Genomic DNA, 17,557 nt, shown 5'->3' with positions numbered 1-17,557 from the left:
TCAGTGATCTGGGCTCGGGGGTCGAAGGTGTGTTCAAGACAGTTGTCCATCATGTGGCGATCGTTGTGAACGCGATCGGGTCGGTGCTGCAGCGCGTCAATCTTCCGATGCCGGACTGGCTTGGTGGCGGCAGTATCGGATTCGGGTTCATCGGTGATGCGATGGTCGAATGGGCTGCGGCGCATATGGCCACCGGGGGCGTTGTGCGTGGTCCTGGTGGTCCGCGCGATGACCAGGTGCCGATTATGGCGTCCAACGGTGAGTTCGTGGTGAATGCGGCATCTACCAGTCGGCATATCGCCTTGTTGGAAGCGATCAATAGCGACTCGCTCACTATCAACGGTCGCGACGCGCAGGTGGTCGCGGTGCGGCACGACGCCTTCGCGGTTCCGTCGCGGGCGCTGCCGCACGTGGTCAACCGGCATCACTTCGATCACTCGACCACGGTCAACCTCACGACCAATCACATCGATAGTGCACATGTTCGCGCGAAAACGCTTGCGGTACAACGCGAAGTCGCCGCGTCGTGGGCATAGTGGTGCTCGTCTGGATCCAATGCTGAGTCGTTGGGGTGTGGTTGTTGGTCATGTTTGCTGGACTGTCACGGTCACGGCGATAGTCTGAGACTGGGCAGTGATGGTGCGGGTTAGCTGGCTGCGGGGGTTTGCTGGTGTCGGGTAGGTTGGGCGTTCGGCCCTTTCAACGAGTTCGGGAGTTGTGTCAGTTGGAGAACATGCAGCTTGCCGCTGAGTTGGCCGGAGAGATGGTCGCGCAGGCGGTGCAGTGGGTTTCAGAGGGCGCGGCCGGCCCGTTCCTTGCCTATCTGGGCAAGGGCGATGCTCGGGTGACGTTGGTTGATCTCACGCAGGGTGATGACGAGTCGCCGCTGGACTACGGTCGCGGTCTCATGGTCGTCAGGTCAGCCGCCCGCGGTGTCATGGTCTACGACGGAGCTATCTCCAACAGCGACGGTGAGCAGTTCGATGCCCTGATCGGCGAGGTCTACGAATTCGAGCATGGTGACGGCTCGTTCGACGTGTTGGTGCCCTACCGCCCGGCGAGCCCGTCGCAGAGCTTCGGTGTCCACGCACTGATGCTCAACGCCCCCGACGGCCAACCGGTCAGCGATGAGATTCTCGATGCTTTCCTGCTGGGTACCCGCCGCGATGCTGATGCTGGTGAGTTCCTGCGCCAGCATCAGTTGCGATAACTGCCAGTAACTAACGTGAGGAACCGGCATGGGTAGCTACCGCAAGGCGACCAAGGCGGAGCTTCGCCGGCGGGAAGTGGATCAGCGGGATCCGGCGTGGCTGGCATGGCTGGCCGAGATGGATCCCGCGCTCGAGAAGTTCTTCGCTGTAGATGTGACAGATATGCCAAGTGATCCATTCAGCGCGGACGGGGTGGCAACGGCCGAACTGGCTGCGATAGCGCGATTTTCCTCAGTAGAGGCAGTGCTGGCCCCGGAGAACGCTGCAGCGGCTGATCGGTTTCAACGCTACTTCGGTGAGGCGTTTGTCCGTTGCTTCGAAGGACGATGGATGAACGTTCGCGTCGCCGCCTCCGCATCGTTGGACGTCTTTTTTGATCGTCGCGGTTGCAGCCCGGTTGTCCTTTGCCCCTTCGCTGAGTTCTACGTCGACACACTGTCGCAGTTGCTTGGGGCGGTTCATTACCGTAATGGTGAAGAGTGGACGTGGGTTTACGGTCACTCCGTCGATGACTATGCCGAATGGCAGGTGGGCGGACGTTTGCCGATGGATAAATGGATCTCGTTGCAGGCAAAGAAGGCCCGGCGAGAGTCGTAATATCTAGATAAGTCTCCCGCGCCTATCGGCAATGCGCGCGGAGCGTCTATCTGAGCACTTGTAAATTCATCCCGGACGTTTTGTGTTCGGTCATTCTTTGCGCTTATCGCACGGAGTCTATTCGTTGTGCGCGCAGTAGGTAATGAGGAGGCCGGAACGTGAGTCCCGACCATGGCGAAAATAGTTCGTGGAGACATGAGCAACCAGAAAATGGCGAGGATCTGTCGAATGTCCAGAAAGAGAAACACCGGATATATGTAGACAAGGGCGGACAAAAGGGTCCTAAGGAATGGCTCTCCACCGTTCGAAACTGGAGTTATAGGAGCCAATACGGCGACGATTTCAGGGATGGAATGGCGATTGTCCACGGTTGGACAGATGATAATGGATGGGCGGTTGAACATAATGTCGTAACAGACAAGGGCAGCCGACGGTACGACGCTGGTAAGGACGGCGCCGGCGCGACTGGCCACGAGACCAAATATGGCAAGGTGAGCGGAAAGCACCCGCATGAGCAGCTCGACAAGGACGAAGCCGCGCTCAAACGGGGCCGCAGGGTGCACTGGCATGTGACCGACAAGTCGAAGGTTGACAAGAAGATCCAGCGCAGGTTGGCAGCGCTCGCGAAGAATCACCCGAAGAGATTTACGTTCTCTCAGGTCAGTGAAGCCGAGAAGAACCTTGCGATGGCCCTTGGCAAGGAGATGCGCGCGCACCGAGCAGGGAACGGCATGCCGCTGCCGTCATATTATGACGCGCAACGGAATCTCGCTGAAACGCATGCGGATACCATTCGCAAGTTGAAGAAGGACGGTCCGGGTGGAACAAGCCCGGCTGCGCTTGACGGCGGCAAGAGTCTTGTCGCCGAAGTCAAGGCAAGAACCAAGGCGCTAAATTCCAAGTCTTCGGCGCTTAAAGATAGCCTAAAGGCGATGCGGGATCACGGCGTCGCCCACGCGAAAATGGTTGCCAGCTGGGCGAAGGCGCCGAAGGGGCTCGCGAATCTCACTAAGGCGATGAAGAATTCATCGACTGCCGGGAAGAGTGTGCAAGGTGCTACCAAGTCGTGGATCGGTGCGCACGGCAAGATCAACGCTTCGATGATGAAGTCCCCGTTGGGCATGATCGCGTTGGGGATTGCGGCGTTGATCGGCGTTGTAACGTTGATTGTCGGTAACTGGGACACGGTGCAAAAAGTCTTCGAGGCCGTGCGTAAGAACACCCTTGAGCCGGTCGGTAAATTCTTTGGCGAGGTGTTCGCTTCGGCGACCTCTGGGCTCAGTAACGTGACGAAGGGTATCTCGGACTCGTTCAGTGATCTGGGCTCGGGGGTCGAAGGTGTGTTCAAGACAGTTGTCCATCATGTGGCGATCGTTGTGAACGCGATCGGGTCGGTGCTGCAGCGCCTCAATATTCCGATGCCGGACTGGCTTGGTGGCGGCAGTATCGGATTCGGGTTCATCGGTGATGCGATGGTCGAATGGGCTGCGGCGCATATGGCCACCGGGGGCGTTGTGCGTGGTCCTGGTGGTCCGCGCGATGACCAGGTGCCGATTATGGCGTCCAACGGTGAGTTCGTGGTGAATGCGGCATCTACCAGTCGGCATATCGCCTTGTTGGAAGCGATCAATAGTGACTCGCTCACTATCAACGGTCGCGACGCGCAGGTGGTCGCGGTGCGGCACGACGCCTTCGCGGTTCCGTCGCGGGCGCTGCCGCACGTGGTCAATCGGCATCACTTCGATCACTCGACCACGGTCAACCTCACGACCAATCACATCGATAGTGCGCATGTTCGCGCGAAAACGCTTGCGGTACAACGCGAAGTCGCCGCGTCGTGGACGTAGGAGCGGCAGCGATGTCGCGACAACAGAGAACGGAAAACACATGATCTACTCGGCAATCCTGCCCGCGCAGGCCGCCGGCGCCGGCGACGTGATCGGCGTCGCTGGGGTGTACAAGCCGGCCTTCAACAGCGGCGACACCGTCACCGACGTAACCCTCGTCGCACCAGCCGGATTCATCACTGCGACGGGCGCGGCGACCAACAATGCCACCTTCACGGTTAGACATCTGCGGGCGGGTGTGGTGCAGCAAAGCTTCGCCTCGCTCACGCTCACCGCCGGCACCAACCTGGCCGCCGAGATGCCGTTGACCGTGCCGATCACGGTCGCGCCGGTACTCCAGGCCAATGACGTGATCGACGTGCAAATGCACCAGAACGGTACCGGACTCGCGGTCGGCGCGGGCGTCATCGCGGCCGTCTACGTCAGCTGATCACGCAGCCACATTCATTGCAGCACAAGGGAAAGAGTTGAGGTGAACCAGTGGGGACTAGTCCTGCGCTGATAACGATCACCGGCGTCGATGGTTCGACGTGGACGATCAGTGGACAAGGGCGCGGCCGGGAAGGCGTCGACCTCGGCACCGCGCCCAGCGGACTCTACGACGCGCCGGTCACGACGATCTGGAACCAGACCGCGTTCCAGAACGGCGCGACCTACGGCGGATACAGCACCAACCGGCGCGAAGTGGTATTCGGCGTCAACATCTTCGAAAAGGCCGGTCGCTCTTGGGAATCCGTTGACAGTGCCTGGCGCAAAGCCTGGGCCTACGACGCGGATTCGATCATGACGGTCACCACCGACTACGGCTCGCGCTCGCTGGCGCTGCGGATGTCGCAGCAACCCGACTTCAAACCGAACAAGGACCCGCACCTGAACCTGTGGGGTCAGGTCACCATGACCTGCACCGCAGGCGTGCCGTGGTGGGTCGAGGAACCCGCGACGAGTACCTGGGTCTCGACCATCAGCACGACCAACGGCACAACGCAATCGGGCACGGTGACCGTCGCCAATCCGACCGATCAGCCGATGCACCTGCAATGGGTGTGCTCGGCGCCGGGACGCTGGACCTTGCCCGATTTCTCCTTCGGCAACAACTATCACGACCGCGCCGAAGAAGACGCGGATCGTGTTGTGGTGCTGCCCAATACGGTGGCGGGTCAGGATCTGGTCGTTGACACCGACCCGGCACGCGAAACCCTCGTCGCGGCCGACCGATCGCAGATGTGGGCGCTCATGGGTGGGCGCGGGTTCGAGTACATGATCCCGCCCTACACCCCGGCAACCGTTTTGCCGGTGAAGGTGACCGGCGCGCCAGCGGGTGCCTCGGTCATGGTCGTGCAACCGCGCAACTGGTCGCGGCCTTGGGGGCTGCAGTGACGACGGTGACTGATCTGCCTGTTATCTACAAGAACGCGCTGAAAGACAAGGCGCAGCGTGAGGTACTGCGAACCAAACCGCCGCTCATCAGGTTCTGGGATGGTGACTGGAACCTGCGCGGTACCTGCGCGGGCGAGATCAGCGCCAATTTCACCTGGATGCTCAATGAATCCGGGACCGGCGTGATCGTGCTGCCCTACGAGCATCACCTCGCGCAGTGGGCGATCTCGCGCACGCGGACCACCCAGAACATCCACATCACCGTGGACAAGGACGGCGCGCGCTGGGACGGCCGCATGTCGAAAGCCGTTGTCAAACAAGATGAGTACGGCATCACGACGGTCGAGATGTCGTTTCTGCATTCCTACGAAGAGCTCAAGCACATCTGCGTCTGGGCTAACCCGCTGCTCCCGGCCGCCCTGCAGATCCCACAGCACTTCATCCTGGCTGGGCCATCGGCTTCCTCGTTGAAGCTGGCCCTGTTCTTGAACGTACTGCGGCTGGAAACCTCATTGTGGGCACTGCCGGACAACCCGCTCGACGCGTCCGAGTGGTTCAACCTGGATATGTCCAACTGGTCGATCGTGGTGAAGCCCCATGATCTGCTGGCGGATTCGTCGGTGTGGACGTTGCTCAACTCGCGGTTCAAGATGTTCCACGACCTGGCGAAGGACACGCTGGCCACCGCGCAGTTGATGGTCACCACCCGGCGGTGGCTGGTCGGCGATCCGCCGCCGTGGCCGGGGGCCAATCTGCGCAACGGCGCGCTCGTGGTCGACATTGTCGACAAGAGTGGATTCACCACTGGCACGAGCGAGGGCGGCAGCGTTCTGGACGGGCTGGTCTACACAGCTCAGGTGTACACCGAGGATTACCTCGGCACGACGCGGAACGTCCTGCCCAATCCCAACACCGAGGAATATCAGCAGCCGGGCTGGTTGGGAACGATGTCGAAGGCGCCGTGGGTGATCTTCCGACCTGACCGGAACACGGGCGTGCAGACGTCGTCGTTCACGATCACGCCGTTCACCGATGTGCAGATCCTCACCGGTGGGCATTCGCCAGAGCAGGTGAATGCCGGCGTGAAGCAGGCCCTCACCTCGGCGGGTCAGCTCGCGGGCGGTTTGTTGCAGATCGCCACGCTGGGTCTGGGCGACTGGTCGGCGATCGGCGGTCAACTCGCCGAGACCTGGCTGTATCCCGGGTTCAAGGACACGTTGCTCGCCTGGGTTTCCTACAAGGATCCGATCCGCGCGTCGCAAGCTGGTTGGTCGCACTATTACGAGCATTTCCAGGACGGCGCGGACGACGCTTACAGCTTGAACTCGCTGACCGCGTTGAGCTCGGCTCTGTGGGCGACGAGGTCGTTCTACTCGCACGAACTCACCGTCGCCGACGGCCAGCCCTACTTCATCGGCGATCAGGGCCACGGCCACTTCTTCCTCGGTGACCGAGTGGGGGCCACCGTCCATGGCATGTCCGCGGACGAGATCTACATCGACCAGGTCACTCAGCTGGAACTGGCCTGGGCCCGCGACCAAACCCCAGCCTGGCAGATCACCATCGGCACCAATCAGGAAGTCGAGGAGCCACTGGTGAAGTCGATGCGCAAGATCGACGAGATCAAATCGACCATGCACGACCTCGGCGTGAAAATCAACTTTGACTAGAGACGGCGATTCCCATGTCAATTCCTCAGCAGCACGAATGTGATCCCAATAATCCCGAAGAGGCCCTTTCCTGGGCGTTTGTCGGTTTGCCCGGCCCGAAGAACGCCCCGATGATCGTGCATCCCATGGTGCTCAAACAGTGGTCAAAACATCTATGGGACCTGGGTTTCCGGCATCATCCCGATGAGCAGACCAAGGAATACCACCCGCCGATTCGGGGCCACCACCACTGGCTCAACTCCGCGGGCACCTGGGTGGAGAAAGGGACCCCGCAGCCCGCCCGGATCACCGCGCCCGATGTGGCGATGTTGACCCAGCAGGAGCGAGCCGACCTGGTCGGCCAGTTGCGTGAGCACGGCGACCTCAACCATCTGCTCACCCGTTCCACCCCGGCGGAGGCGACCGAACATGACCGCGCCTGACCGGAAAGTCCCCGAAGGCGCACAAGTCGTCGGCAGCTTCGGTGGACTCGCCGATTCCCGTGACGTCGCGTTCAGTGGCAATGAAACCCAGATCAGCAACTACAGCCAGCAAACCTTTCAGGCGATGACCAACGCCGCGGTGTCGAGCGTGGTGCGCAAGGCCGACGCCCAACTGGGTGCGTATGTCGGTGTCGCGATCGACCGTATGCTGGCCAATCTCTGCAGGGCGCTGGCCGGGGTCGAAGTGCTCGGCATGCACCCCTTGGCCTTCCTCAACGACTGGGCCGCCCAGCTCGATGCGAAGGCCAAGGAGGCATTGTCGGGCGTGGACTCGATTTCCAAAGGCATCACGGGTCCGATTACCGGCACTGCTTCGGGAAACCCGGCTGATGTCCTTCCCGCCATGACCCAGTTGCAGACACGATTTCAACAGATCCTGTTGCAAGGCAACGCGACTATCTTCACCAGCGACTGGGACTACGTGCCGTCGAAAGGAACCCTGTCCGTCGATGTCATCTTGATCGGCGGAGGCGCCGGAGGCGCCGGAGGACGGTGGGACATCCTCGCAGCCGGCCGTGGGTCCGGGGGCGGTGGCGGTGGTGGCGGTGAGGTACACACCACTATCCCCGCATCGCTACTGCCAGTAGACAGCAACGGTGAATTCCTGCCGATTCCGATCACGGTTGGCCCCGGCGGGGCAGGAGGGGCCCCCGGCGGCTCGCATGGCAGAAATGGGCACAACACCACTTTCGGCTCGTGGCTGATGGCAGGGGGTGGCCTCGGGGGCCTGTTCCAGCCCGGAATGGCCGGCTCGGGCGGCGCCGGTGGAACGGGAATGATCCCCGGCGGAGCCGGCGGGAAAGCCGGAGCTTCCGGTGTCGGCGAACCCGACGCTGCCCCACACCGTGGCGGTAACTCCATTTCGCAGTACGCGCTGTACGGCGGTGGCGGTGGCGGCGGCGGCGCTGCCGGGTTCACGGGCGGACCAGGTGCGCCCGGCGGGCAGGGCGGGATCTCGCCGGGTGGTCCTGCGGGGCAACCAGGTGTGTCTCCCTCCAAGGTCATCGCGACCGGCGGAGGCGGCGGAGGCGGCGGGATCACTGGCAGCGACCCTGGCGCTCCCGGCGCATTCCCCGCGGGCGGTGGCGGTGGTGGCGGTGGAAATGGATCCGGTGCGGCCCCTGGCGCGAACGGAGCCGGCGGGATCGTCTTCGTGATTGAACGGACCACCTGATGTTCGCCGCCAACCTCCGTATATTTACCGCCTCGGACACCTGGACCCCGCCCCCGAACCTGTTCGCTATCGAGGTAATTCTGCGCGGCGGTGGAGGCGCGGGCAGCGCGACCGTGGGTGGTGGTGGGGGACAAGCTGTTCGGACTTCACGACGAATCCCGGCTGCTGTGCTGAACCAGCCCGTACCTGTTGTCGTAGGCGTGGCGGGCAGCGGTGGCGGTTCGGGGGGAACGTCCAGTTTCGGCACCTGGCTGGTCGCCCTCGGCGGAAGCGGCGGCGACAGTGGCGGGACCGGCGGCGGCATCGGATTCCAACGAGGCGGCAACGGCGGTCCGCACGGACACCACGGCGAATCCGCGTCCGGCGGTGACATCAACCTACTGGCGGGAGGAGGCGGCGGTGCCGGCGCAGGAGCCGGGGGCGGCGCATCCGGATTGGTCGCCGCCGGCACCAGCAATCCGCCGTTGTGGCAGGTGGCTCAGTCCGGCGGCGGTGGACACTCCGGTGTCGGCGGCGGATTCCCGGCAGGCGGCGGCGGCGCCGGGGCGATCGGCGCGGCCGGACTTGTCACCCTCATCGAATACTACTTCACCTATTGAACGGAACTGACGCGAAATGAAAACAGCTACAACGATTTCCGCTGAAATTGCCGGTTTTGCCGGCCCTGCTCGGCTCCTCGAACTTTCGGAGCCGCTCCTGGGCAACCACCACGTGATCGTCTGGACGCAGCAAGCATTCGGTCGACAGGCCGCGGAAGCAGTAATCGTGCCGGCGCGACGAGATGGTTCGGCAGTCACGATGACCAAACTGCCCGGCTCCTACGTCCATCCGGATGCCACTCACGAAGGCGCCCTGTGGCTGGCGGGCTACGAAACAAAGGAAATGCCATGACATCACCGGTCGACCCCGGCTACCTCGGGTACAAGCCCACTGTCGAACCCCTCATCCTCACAACCGGTGCCAACTTCATCCAGACGGTCCAGCCCTCCGGGGGCGCCGTGTTCCCCAGCGGCACAACGGTGTCCATCGTGCTGACCGCGCCGGGCGGGGCGCCGCTCGCGACTTGGTCGGCGGCCGTCACCCCGACCGCGGCTTCGTGGTCGGTATCCAGTGCCAGCTGTGACACGATCCCCACCAATTCGCGGTACACGATGCTCGCGACTTTTCCGACCACACCGGCCTCCACCTATGCCTGGTACGAGGGCACGGTCATCCGGACGTAGTCCGGCCAACTCCTCTCGAAATCGAACACTCACCTCCACAACGAAGGAAATCATCATGGCTATCGCTGTTGCTACCACCCGCCAGGTCCTCGCCGACGCTTACAAGAGCGTCGCGGGTTCGAACACCGTCTACATCAGCGTGCACAGCGCCGATCCTGGCACCACCGGCACCAATGAAGCGAGCGGCGGCGTCCCGGCTTATGCCCGCAAGCAGTCGGCCTGGACCTCGGGCACCGGCGGTGTGGTGACCGGGTCGCAGGTCACCGTCGATCTACCCGCGGGCTCCTACACCCACGTGGGTCTGTGGAAGACCGCGACCGGCACCGCGCCGACCGACTTCATCGACAAAGTCGCAATCAGCACCACGACCCTCGGTGCGCAGGGTCAGCTGCTGATTACCCCCACCTTTACCCAGAGCTGATCGGAGGCGCCGCAATGGCTACGCAACAATCGACGGTGCGGGCCACCTTGCCGGCGCCGGCCACAGCTACGGTCGCGCTGCCGAGCGGCGGCGTCAGCAGGTCGAGCCTGCCCACGCCCCCTCGGCAGCTCCTGCAAGCTGAGGTGCCGATCATCAAGCCCTACAGCGTCTCTCAATACTCGGGTAGCGGCGGGCTTGTCGCTCGGCTCGACAGTGCGCGTTCGACCGCACCCGCTCAACTGACGGCCAGCGCGACGACGGTTGTGTCCACGTCTCCGCGCGGTTCAGCTCAGATCGGTCCGGTTGGCGCTGGTCGAGTAACTGCGAAGGTCGTCGTGAAGTCGGGCAAGGTGCTGGCTCGCGCCGATTTCTCCGGTGACGGCGACAGCGTCGCGACGCGGAATACTCACCTGTTCAACGATTTTGCTTCGGCGGGTACCACGAGCGTTATTTTCAACGTGATCAGCGGCGCAGAGGCGTGGTTCGGCAGCGAAGGCCGGTTGTCCGGGCTCAAGCCCTTCGGCATCGCGGTTGGCGGAAGTGGGCAACTGGCGGTCGATACCGCCGTCGCGGGTTCGGTGATCGTCGCGGGCGGCACCACCGGTGCGGGTGCGTTGTCGGCGATCACCGGGCAGGTGAATACGCTCCGGGGAACCGGCACACTCTCCGTGGCACAGGGCTTACCGGCGATGACGGGTGGTCAAGGTTCGTTGTCCGTGAGCGTGATGCCGAAGAGCCAAGTATCGCTTCCGTCCACCGGAAACGGACAGCTCTCACTTGATACGCAGCAGAGTTTCGCACCGTCGCGGATGACAAAGTCGCCGGCATGGAACCAGCTGCCCAACACCTTCGTAGTGGTGCCGGGATGGGTGGCTGACACTGCGAACTACCCGGGCTCTGTCGTTAATTCCGATGGTGTAATCGCTCAGGCGCCGAAGTCGGGCGCGACGCTCGCCGCATCGATCGTTTTCACTGCGCCGGGTGGGATTTCAGGTGACGTCACGTTGCGACTCACAGTGAACAACGTCGTCGTCGCGACCGGTGTCGCGACGTCGGTGCCGTCGAGTGGTTCGGCAACCGCGAATGTCTCGGTAGTCCGGGCCATCTCGATGGGTGACATCGTTCGCGTCGAGGCAAAGGGCACCCAGTTCAGCCCCACCTTCAACCCAACTGCTCAGATCAACACAGCATCTTACGTCCGCATCACCTGAGAGTGGTCAGCCCAAAGCGCGGCGCCTGTCGATACATACGGCAGGCGCCGCGCTTTTTGCGTCATGCAGTCGGACGATTTGGAGAACCCTTCGCCTGGGTATGAATTGTTGCTACAGGTCGTGTCAGATAACGGCTAATGTGCGGCTACCAGGCAAGTAGCGTGCCGTCAAGAGGTAGAACTGTCCTAATGTGTGGACACCTCTATCGCTTGCTCTTGGTTGTGCCGCCGGATTAACTACATCTGTGAGCGCGGCTCACCTGAGTTTTCCGGTCTGTGTGAATAAGGACCCCCTTGAAGCTGTGTAGCGTCGCCTGTGCCGCAGGTATGTCGTCGTTGGAAAATGTAACTCTGTGCCGTTCGCGACCGCCGCTGCGAAATGCCCCACCCTACATGGTGATTCGACTGGCTCTCTCTGCTTCATTCCCGTGACGGCTCGGTAGCGCGTATCATGACGATAGTTAGCTTTGCGTCATATTGTAGATCGGAGCCCGCGGACTCGATATGTGTCGGTGACGGGATCCGGGTCTGCCATGAGCTATTTCGGAGGTCCGGACTCCAGCGTGAGTGAAGACACATGTCTCGGGAGTTGCGCGCGGCTTCGGGGAGATTCGTGCGGCCGCGTCAGCGCGTGGCTAACTCGTGGTCTCAATCGTGCTGCGTCGGTCTCAAACTTGTCGGTACGAAACTTGGATAGTACGAAGGAATTTCGCATTGATTGCGGCCGTGACTGCCCCGGTCGTTGGAACCGTCAAGTCAGCGCGCCCTTGGACCGGCCGACTCCTAGGGCCTTGGAATTGTTTGCGCTTGCCAGTGATAGCATCAAAACATGATCAGTCTATGGAGTGCGGAAATGTGAAATTGGTTGTCATTTGAATGTGTCGCGAGGCGCTATCGCTAGTGAGGCCGTAGCTGCGCGCGGGGTGGGTCCAAGGTCGAAAACTTGCATCCGAAGACGGGCGAGGGAATCCATTCCCGCTCGATGAGTACGATTTACATCTATACCGGAGTTATCATGCCTTACAGCCAATTTGCCCTTCCGTTGCCGTCGATCGGTGACTATTTCAGGTGGGCGCGTGAGCGAGCTGGAATGACTCGGCAGGCGCTCAGCGACCGCACGAACGTCGCCTACGGGACGATTCGAAAGATCGAGTCAGGCGAGCAGAAGCGAGTGGGCGATTCCGTTCTCCGGCCACTCATCACGACGCTCAACCTGACCAGTGCCGCTCAGCTGCGGTACATCGACGAACTCAACCGGGTTGAGATACGTCGGTTCTGGATTGCCGATGGTGTCCGTGCGGACCTGTGCGATGCCGAGCGCGCGCAGCTCACGGCCCTCACCCACGTCGCGGCCGCCTACCTCAACGAGCGGTGGGACATCATCGGCGCTAACGATGCGTACGAGGCACTCTTTCCCGGCATCAGGGCGGCCGGAAACGTCATGCGGTGGTTGTTCAGCGAAACGGGAAGACGCATTGTCATCGGATGGGAAGATGAGGCGGCGGAAACCGTGGCGCTTACACGCGGTTTGATGGCCCACTTCGGCAATCCTGAATGGGGACGGCGCCTCGTCTCGGAACTGCAGCACGACAGCGACTTTCGTCGACTATGGATGGGCCGCGAGATTGCCTACGACCGGACTGCGGATTCGCCGATTCACATATGGACCCCATCGGGACCGGTGACGGTGGTGATGCAGTTCAGGCCTGTGACGCAGCGTCCCGACTTGTTGCATCTGGCGCTCGCCTTCCCACAGCCTTACGTCGGTAGTGCCCTGAGGTGACGCCGTGAACGTGTCGTAGCATCGCCCAGCTTGCGCGGCTGTCGCATCGTGCCGTGCGCACGCGCGGAGTAGCGGCTACCGACGGAGGGTAAGCGCTGCGTCAATCATTTTGGCCGCGTCCGAGCCTGACTTCGAGTGCTCGACTAATGTTCGGAATGCCTTGTCGTACAGCGCGACTTCTGCAGGCTGGGTGATCGACACACTTGCTGTCGCCAGTTCGACGCGCACGGTGTCCACGTCGTACATCGCGAAACCGGTCGTAGTCGCGACGAACGGAGCAGTTCTCGGGATGATGCCGATCGTGAATTGCGCGTCGTCAAGGAGCTCGGCCAGCTTGGCGAGTTGGGCCCGCATGACGGGCTTGGTGCCGACGGTTGTGTACAAGGCTTGCTCGTCAAGGAGGAAGTGGCACTTGGGCGATGCCGAACGGACTGCTTCTTGGCGCTTGAGGCGTTCAGAAACGGCGTCGTCGACGCTCTGCGCGTTTCCGATGAATTTGACGCAGGTAGTCAAGATTGTGCGTGCGTAGGCCTGGGTTTGGAGCAACCCGGGAATGACTCGCGGCTCGTACCCCCGAATGGCGGTGGCCTGGCGCTCGAGTCGACCTGTTCGCTGCTGGAGCTGCTCGGAACTCATTCGGCGCCACTCCTGGTAGGCCGCGTCGATATTGCGCACGGCGGCGATGAGCTGCGGGATGTGGAGCTGAGCGTCGGTCAGTGAGCACCACAGCCGGATGTCGGCTTCGGTAGGCAACTGTTTGCTGTGTTCGAACCGGCTGACCTTCGAGTTGTCCCAACCTGCGCGTTTGGCAAGTTCCAGTCCGGTGAGACCCGCGGCACGCCGCAACTCCCGCAGCTGCGCCGCGAGTGTATCTCTGCTCTGCTGTGCATCAGTCACCCACGCGACGATAGTCGCGTGGGTGACTCAGCCGAGGCGCGACCGCCTTACGATGCCGCGGCCGTGGCCGGGGCGTCGGGACGGATCTGGACGCCCATCGGAACCTGAATGCACTGCTCGTTGTCGGGTGTATGCAGCTGGGCGCGGACGCTTTCATCGACAGCGGGTTCGCCTGTGAGTATGAAAGTTCCTCGTCCGGTGTCTTCCAACGGGGCGCCCAGGCAGGTCCGCGGCAGCAGGAAGGCCAGGAGCTGGTAGGGAATTTCGATCCGCGTCGGGTCGCCGGGGCTGACCGTCCAGCCTTGGATGATGTAGTTCTCTCCGTTGACAAAGATCGTGGGGGAGTGGTCTCCCGTACTGCTCTTGCCGAGGTACCGCGCTGACATCAGGCTCCCAGTGTTTGCGAAGTATTGGATTGCGAAGACTCGATATTGCGGTGGGAGCTGCTGGAACGTCAATTGATCCAGGATGTTTGCTGCAAACATTCCCCATCTATTGAAATTTGCAAGGTGGCATGGCATGATGCGGCGGCTGTGTGTGCTCGGCTGGTCGTCGGCATGGTCCGGCGGCTCGTGGCCCGCTGCGACGGGCTGCAACGTGGGCCGGCCGGCCGTGATCGCTGACGGGGCTCGCCGAACTCGCCAACAGTCTGGCCGTTCCCGATCGCAGCGAGTTGTGCCCGGAGATATGGGATGCCTGGCTTGCGCACACCGATGACTGCCCACTCTGATGGGGAGTCCCGGGAGGCGGCCTGTTCCGGCGGCATGCTCATCACTGTGGTCCAGGAGCGAAACCAACGCTATAGCGGCAGCGTCAGCGGTGGTGAGTTCACGTGAATCGAGACGGTGGTCCGGTCCATGCCGCGGGCTCGACGAGCTGTGGGAGGAAGTTTTGGAGTGTTTCGTGGACCTCCTCACCAGTCCATTGGCGGAACAGCGGGAGGAAACAGTGATCCCAAACTATCTTGTGCGCCACCGCATCCGGGCACAGGACGAGGGCGAGGATGCGGAGCTTCAGCACGATTGCGTCGAAGGTGATCTTCTGTGTCAGAAGCCCGTCACACAGTCCTTGGAGCAGCATGGTGGTCCAGCGTTTGAGCAGCTCGTCGGTGACATCGGCGGCGCAATCTCGTTCGTGGCGGTCCAGCTGCTGTGGGGCCCGACGCCCCGGAGTGTTGCCGCAGTCAGTTGCCCGTGATGTGCGGATCTGCGACCAGACCGTGTCGACGAGCCAGCCGATGGCCCCGGTTTCCAGCTTTTCCAGCGCGGTCTCGACGTTTTCCAGTGCCCATACGATCGAAGCGAGGATGTCGCACCAGAAGTGGTCCGCCACACGGTGGCGCGAACCTCCGGTAGCGAGGTTCTCGGTTGCATCCCCAGCGATCTCGCCGATCACGTCGCTGAGATATTTGATCTGGTCCAGCTCCACCGGATGAGCTGCGAGCCAGCTGACGGAGTCGCTATCGACGACACGTCGTGTGGCGGCGCGGGCCGCCGTATCGGTGAGCTTGGGGCGCTTCGTCGAGTCTCGTGCGGTGTGTACGGGCTTTAGCACCTTTGCTGACCATCGGTCTTGTGCGGCGGCCGCACGAGCCCTGCCGGTGTGACGGTATCGCGCGACGACATCGGCGGTAAGGTCCGGAAACGCCGACGTGGCCACGGGTCTGGCCGCCGAAGACTCGGTCGCGACGGCGTGCGCCCAAAACAGCCTGTCAGTGCCGTGGTTGGCGTGGCAGCACGCGCACTGGCAGCCAGGTGAGGCTGCTCGGCGGCACGAAGATCCAGAGCACTTCACCATAAGACTTCGTCCCCCTTGCGATGGCCCTGTTCTTCATGCCGTGCCGCCCCTCAGGCCGAAGTGGCGTGCTGATGTAAGCGTAATCGTGTGGTCCGACAAGATCGCACAATTTACCGACGATCTGATCGCCTCCAAGTCCTCGGGGAACGAGGCGATGAGCGGCAGTGCCCCATAGCCGTCGCGGGCGAGCCTGCCTTCGCGGGAGGTTTGGACCCAGATCGACAGGGCCAACCGGTCGCGTACGGTTGCCCGAACGGCCGATACGCCTTCCGGGATTAGGACTGTCGGCGGGGCGACGTCGTGCCGTTCCGCCATAGTCTGTGTATCCCAGTCGTATCGCTGATACCGGGCCTGCTCGCCCGTTGGGGATGGGTGACAATCTGTTGCTTGAGTCGGGGGCCACCGCCTGGCCACAGAGCTCGGTGAGCTCCTGGCTCTAGGTGACGCGCACGGCCACGACGACCTGTTCGCGGCGTTGCGTCGCGCGGTCGCGTTCAAACGCTTCCGCGCCGCCGATGTCCGTTCCATCCTCGCCGCTGGCGCCGGCGCACCGCAGCCACGCCCGGCCGGGAACGCTCTGGTGGTCGATTTGCCGGTCGCGCAGACTCGATCCCTGGACGCCTACAAAATCACCAAAGACGGGAGCGTGTCATGACCGCACCATCCAAATGCGTTGCCGCCAAACAGGTTCCGACACTGCCCGCTGACCTCGATGCCGGGTTGCGCCGGTTGAAACTATCCACGGTCCGCCGCGACGCCCCCGAGGTCATGGCGACCGTGAAGCTGCAGCGCTGCACACCGGAAGAAGTGCTGCGGACCTGATCGAGGCCGAATGCGCCGCCCGCGACGCCTCGAACACGGTCAACCGGCTCAAGGCTGCCGCGTTCCCGGTGACCAAGACCCTCGACGGGTTCGACGTTGTGTCTTCCTCGATCCCGCAAGCGACGTTTGACTACCTCGTAACGTTGGAATGGGTTCGGGCACAACACAATTTGTGTCTCATCGGGCCACGCGGGACAGGCAAGAGTCACACCCTGATCGGGCTCGGACACGCCGCGGTCACCGCCGACGATTCCTACCGGATGAAACACCGCACGAAAGCAGGTGAGCGCCCCTGATCTGACCGCCCACCCCCGCCTGGGGGTGGGGACTTCCCGTTGGCCACCGGCCGGGACTTACAAACGGCCGTTGACAATTTGCATTCTGCTCCAGCAAGATTCGATCATCCTGACCAGCACGTCCCGTGATTGCGACGACTCGACTGTGGACGTCCCGAGGAGCTTGCCGCAGTCGACCAGGGCCTGGTGTTTCCACCGATACAAGAAGGTGGCTTCGGTGACTCCGAGATCGCGGGCGACGTCGCCGACCCGTCGGTCTTCATCGACGATCAGTGCGACAGCACGTTCACGGAACTGCGGTGAGTACATCATTGGCACGCGCGGAGATCCCTCCATCGAACTGCCTGGAATCTCACAACTCGGCGGACGGAACCCCGGGACAGCCTAAAGCGGTCATCAACTCGTGACGGTTCACGCTGCGTTTGCGGCGGAACTTGACGGCACTGGGCGAGGTGAGCGCGGAATCGGCGCTCCGTTTGGCGCGGCGGATGGTTGGTCAGCGCAGCCTTGGGGTTCGCTCACAGCGCTCGCAGTGCGTTCATTACCAACAGTGCCAAAGAGACTGTCCCAGCGAAAGCGATGCCGCCACTTGTGATCGACGCCGTCAACGCTGCCCCGCCGAAAGCCGACAGAATTCCTGCTGTGAGGGCGATGACTAGTGCCGCGTCAAGCAACGTTGGGTAGGTAATCCGGGCGCCGGATCTTCGAGCCGACCGCGAAGTCCCGGATAGGTCCGGCATGCTGGTTACG

The 17,557-nt window shown here is 62.4% G+C and carries 19 protein-coding genes and 2 pseudogenes; 17 read left to right on the top strand and 4 right to left on the bottom strand.

What is annotated here, in order from left to right:
* The 15 genes from ACFWU5_RS28500 to ACFWU5_RS28430 form a co-directional block, all read left to right on the top strand.
* Nucleotides 1-536: hypothetical protein (locus ACFWU5_RS28500; protein WP_379269942.1), on the top strand; the 536-nt coding region annotated here is incomplete at its 5' end.
* A 197-nt stretch (nt 537-733) separates the two neighbouring features.
* Nucleotides 734-1,210, top strand: a complete 477-nt coding sequence (locus ACFWU5_RS28495) for a hypothetical protein (RefSeq protein ID WP_379247673.1) — start codon at nt 734-736, stop codon at nt 1,208-1,210.
* 28 nt (nt 1,211-1,238) lie between these two features.
* Nucleotides 1,239-1,808 (top strand): hypothetical protein, encoded by a 570-nt coding sequence (locus ACFWU5_RS28490; RefSeq protein ID WP_379247675.1) that lies wholly within the window; start codon nt 1,239-1,241, stop codon nt 1,806-1,808.
* A gap of 158 nt (nt 1,809-1,966) precedes the next feature.
* A complete protein-coding gene (locus tag ACFWU5_RS28485) occupies nt 1,967-3,655 on the top strand; it encodes a hypothetical protein (protein WP_379269940.1) in 1,689 nt (562 codons plus the stop codon).
* Between the two features lie 40 nt (nt 3,656-3,695).
* Nucleotides 3,696-4,085 carry a hypothetical protein gene (locus ACFWU5_RS28480; RefSeq protein WP_379247679.1) on the top strand — a complete coding sequence of 130 codons (390 nt, stop codon included), beginning with the start codon at nt 3,696-3,698 and terminating at the stop codon, nt 4,083-4,085.
* 50 nt (nt 4,086-4,135) lie between these two features.
* Complete coding sequence (locus ACFWU5_RS28475; protein ID WP_379247681.1) at nt 4,136-5,032, top strand: phage tail protein; 897 nt, start codon at nt 4,136-4,138, stop codon at nt 5,030-5,032.
* Between the two features lie 5 nt (nt 5,033-5,037).
* Complete coding sequence (locus ACFWU5_RS28470; protein ID WP_379247683.1) at nt 5,038-6,702, top strand: phage tail protein; 1,665 nt, start codon at nt 5,038-5,040, stop codon at nt 6,700-6,702.
* A 14-nt stretch (nt 6,703-6,716) separates the two neighbouring features.
* Entirely contained in the window at nt 6,717-7,124 is a 408-nt protein-coding gene (locus ACFWU5_RS28465; RefSeq protein ID WP_379247685.1) for a DUF2744 domain-containing protein, read from the top strand.
* Nucleotides 7,111-8,358: a glycine-rich domain-containing protein gene (locus ACFWU5_RS28460; protein WP_379247687.1), complete on the top strand. Its 1,248-nt coding sequence runs from the start codon at nt 7,111-7,113 to the stop codon at nt 8,356-8,358. Before ACFWU5_RS28465 ends, ACFWU5_RS28460 begins: the two co-directional genes overlap by 14 nt.
* Nucleotides 8,358-8,957 carry a hypothetical protein gene (locus tag ACFWU5_RS28455; protein ID WP_379247689.1) on the top strand — a complete coding sequence of 200 codons (600 nt, stop codon included), beginning with the start codon at nt 8,358-8,360 and terminating at the stop codon, nt 8,955-8,957. Before ACFWU5_RS28460 ends, ACFWU5_RS28455 begins: the two co-directional genes overlap by 1 nt.
* 16 nt (nt 8,958-8,973) lie before the next feature.
* On the top strand, nt 8,974-9,249 hold the full coding sequence (locus tag ACFWU5_RS28450) for a hypothetical protein (RefSeq protein WP_379247691.1): 276 nt from the start codon (nt 8,974-8,976) through the stop codon (nt 9,247-9,249).
* Nucleotides 9,246-9,581, top strand: coding sequence for a hypothetical protein (locus tag ACFWU5_RS28445; protein WP_379247693.1), 336 nt, complete (start codon nt 9,246-9,248; stop codon nt 9,579-9,581). Before ACFWU5_RS28450 ends, ACFWU5_RS28445 begins: the two co-directional genes overlap by 4 nt.
* 55 nt (nt 9,582-9,636) lie before the next feature.
* Nucleotides 9,637-10,002: a hypothetical protein gene (locus ACFWU5_RS28440; RefSeq protein ID WP_379247695.1), complete on the top strand. Its 366-nt coding sequence runs from the start codon at nt 9,637-9,639 to the stop codon at nt 10,000-10,002.
* 14 nt (nt 10,003-10,016) lie between these two features.
* A complete protein-coding gene (locus tag ACFWU5_RS28435; RefSeq protein WP_379247697.1) occupies nt 10,017-11,213 on the top strand; it encodes a hypothetical protein in 1,197 nt (398 codons plus the stop codon).
* 942 nt (nt 11,214-12,155) lie between these two features.
* Nucleotides 12,156-12,995, top strand: a complete 840-nt coding sequence (locus ACFWU5_RS28430) for a helix-turn-helix domain-containing protein (protein ID WP_379247699.1) — start codon at nt 12,156-12,158, stop codon at nt 12,993-12,995.
* Between the two features lie 75 nt (nt 12,996-13,070).
* Here the strand turns inward: ACFWU5_RS28430 and ACFWU5_RS28425 are convergent, their stop codons facing one another.
* The 3 genes from ACFWU5_RS28425 to ACFWU5_RS28415 all read right to left on the bottom strand — a co-directional run bounded on the left by ACFWU5_RS28425 (nt 13,071) and on the right by ACFWU5_RS28415 (nt 15,551).
* Nucleotides 13,071-13,892 (bottom strand): helix-turn-helix domain-containing protein, encoded by an 822-nt coding sequence (locus ACFWU5_RS28425; protein WP_379269938.1) that lies wholly within the window; start codon nt 13,890-13,892, stop codon nt 13,071-13,073.
* A 47-nt stretch (nt 13,893-13,939) separates the two neighbouring features.
* Nucleotides 13,940-14,278 carry a hypothetical protein gene (locus ACFWU5_RS28420; RefSeq protein ID WP_379247702.1) on the bottom strand — a complete coding sequence of 113 codons (339 nt, stop codon included), beginning with the start codon at nt 14,276-14,278 and terminating at the stop codon, nt 13,940-13,942.
* 442 nt (nt 14,279-14,720) lie between these two features.
* On the bottom strand, nt 14,721-15,551 hold the full coding sequence (locus ACFWU5_RS28415; RefSeq protein WP_379247704.1) for a hypothetical protein: 831 nt from the start codon (nt 15,549-15,551) through the stop codon (nt 14,721-14,723).
* Nucleotides 15,552-16,080: 529 nt separating this feature from the next.
* Between ACFWU5_RS28415 and ACFWU5_RS28410 the strand changes: the two are divergent.
* Together ACFWU5_RS28410 and ACFWU5_RS28405 are read left to right on the top strand one after the other, a co-directional pair.
* A pseudogene (locus ACFWU5_RS28410) lies at nt 16,081-16,344 on the top strand (IS21 family transposase); the annotation flags it as partial.
* Nucleotides 16,341-16,771, top strand: a pseudogene (locus ACFWU5_RS28405) (ATP-binding protein); the annotation flags it as partial. The pseudogenes ACFWU5_RS28410 and ACFWU5_RS28405, both read left to right, overlap by 4 nt.
* 93 nt (nt 16,772-16,864) lie before the next feature.
* Here the strand turns inward: ACFWU5_RS28405 and ACFWU5_RS28400 are convergent.
* Complete coding sequence (locus ACFWU5_RS28400) at nt 16,865-17,116, bottom strand: transposase (RefSeq protein ID WP_379269944.1); 252 nt, start codon at nt 17,114-17,116, stop codon at nt 16,865-16,867.
* Nucleotides 17,117-17,557 lie beyond the last annotated feature (441 nt).

The sequence above is a fragment of the Nocardia sp. NPDC058640 genome (assembly GCF_042716995.1).
In the GTDB taxonomy this organism is placed as follows: domain Bacteria; phylum Actinomycetota; class Actinomycetes; order Mycobacteriales; family Mycobacteriaceae; genus Nocardia.
This window is presented reverse-complemented; position numbering and strand designations above follow the sequence as displayed.

Bases quoted from the DNA above. Each gene is read 5' to 3' on its own strand.
- ACFWU5_RS28495 (WP_379247673.1), top strand. From the start codon at position 734: ATGCAGCTTGCCGCTGAGTTGGCCGGAGAGATGGTCGCGCAGGCGGTG.
- ACFWU5_RS28490 (WP_379247675.1), top strand. From the start codon at position 1,239: ATGGGTAGCTACCGCAAGGCGACCAAGGCGGAGCTTCGCCGGCGGGAA.
- ACFWU5_RS28480 (WP_379247679.1), top strand. From the start codon at position 3,696: ATGATCTACTCGGCAATCCTGCCCGCGCAGGCCGCCGGCGCCGGCGAC.
- ACFWU5_RS28465 (WP_379247685.1), top strand. From the start codon at position 6,717: ATGTCAATTCCTCAGCAGCACGAATGTGATCCCAATAATCCCGAAGAG.
- ACFWU5_RS28460 (WP_379247687.1), top strand. From the start codon at position 7,111: ATGACCGCGCCTGACCGGAAAGTCCCCGAAGGCGCACAAGTCGTCGGC.
- ACFWU5_RS28455 (WP_379247689.1), top strand. From the start codon at position 8,358: ATGTTCGCCGCCAACCTCCGTATATTTACCGCCTCGGACACCTGGACC.
- ACFWU5_RS28450 (WP_379247691.1), top strand. From the start codon at position 8,974: ATGAAAACAGCTACAACGATTTCCGCTGAAATTGCCGGTTTTGCCGGC.
- ACFWU5_RS28445 (WP_379247693.1), top strand. From the start codon at position 9,246: ATGACATCACCGGTCGACCCCGGCTACCTCGGGTACAAGCCCACTGTC.
- ACFWU5_RS28440 (WP_379247695.1), top strand. From the start codon at position 9,637: ATGGCTATCGCTGTTGCTACCACCCGCCAGGTCCTCGCCGACGCTTAC.
- ACFWU5_RS28435 (WP_379247697.1), top strand. From the start codon at position 10,017: ATGGCTACGCAACAATCGACGGTGCGGGCCACCTTGCCGGCGCCGGCC.
- ACFWU5_RS28420 (WP_379247702.1), bottom strand. From the start codon at position 14,278: ATGTCAGCGCGGTACCTCGGCAAGAGCAGTACGGGAGACCACTCCCCC.
- ACFWU5_RS28400 (WP_379269944.1), bottom strand. From the start codon at position 17,116: ATGTACTCACCGCAGTTCCGTGAACGTGCTGTCGCACTGATCGTCGAT.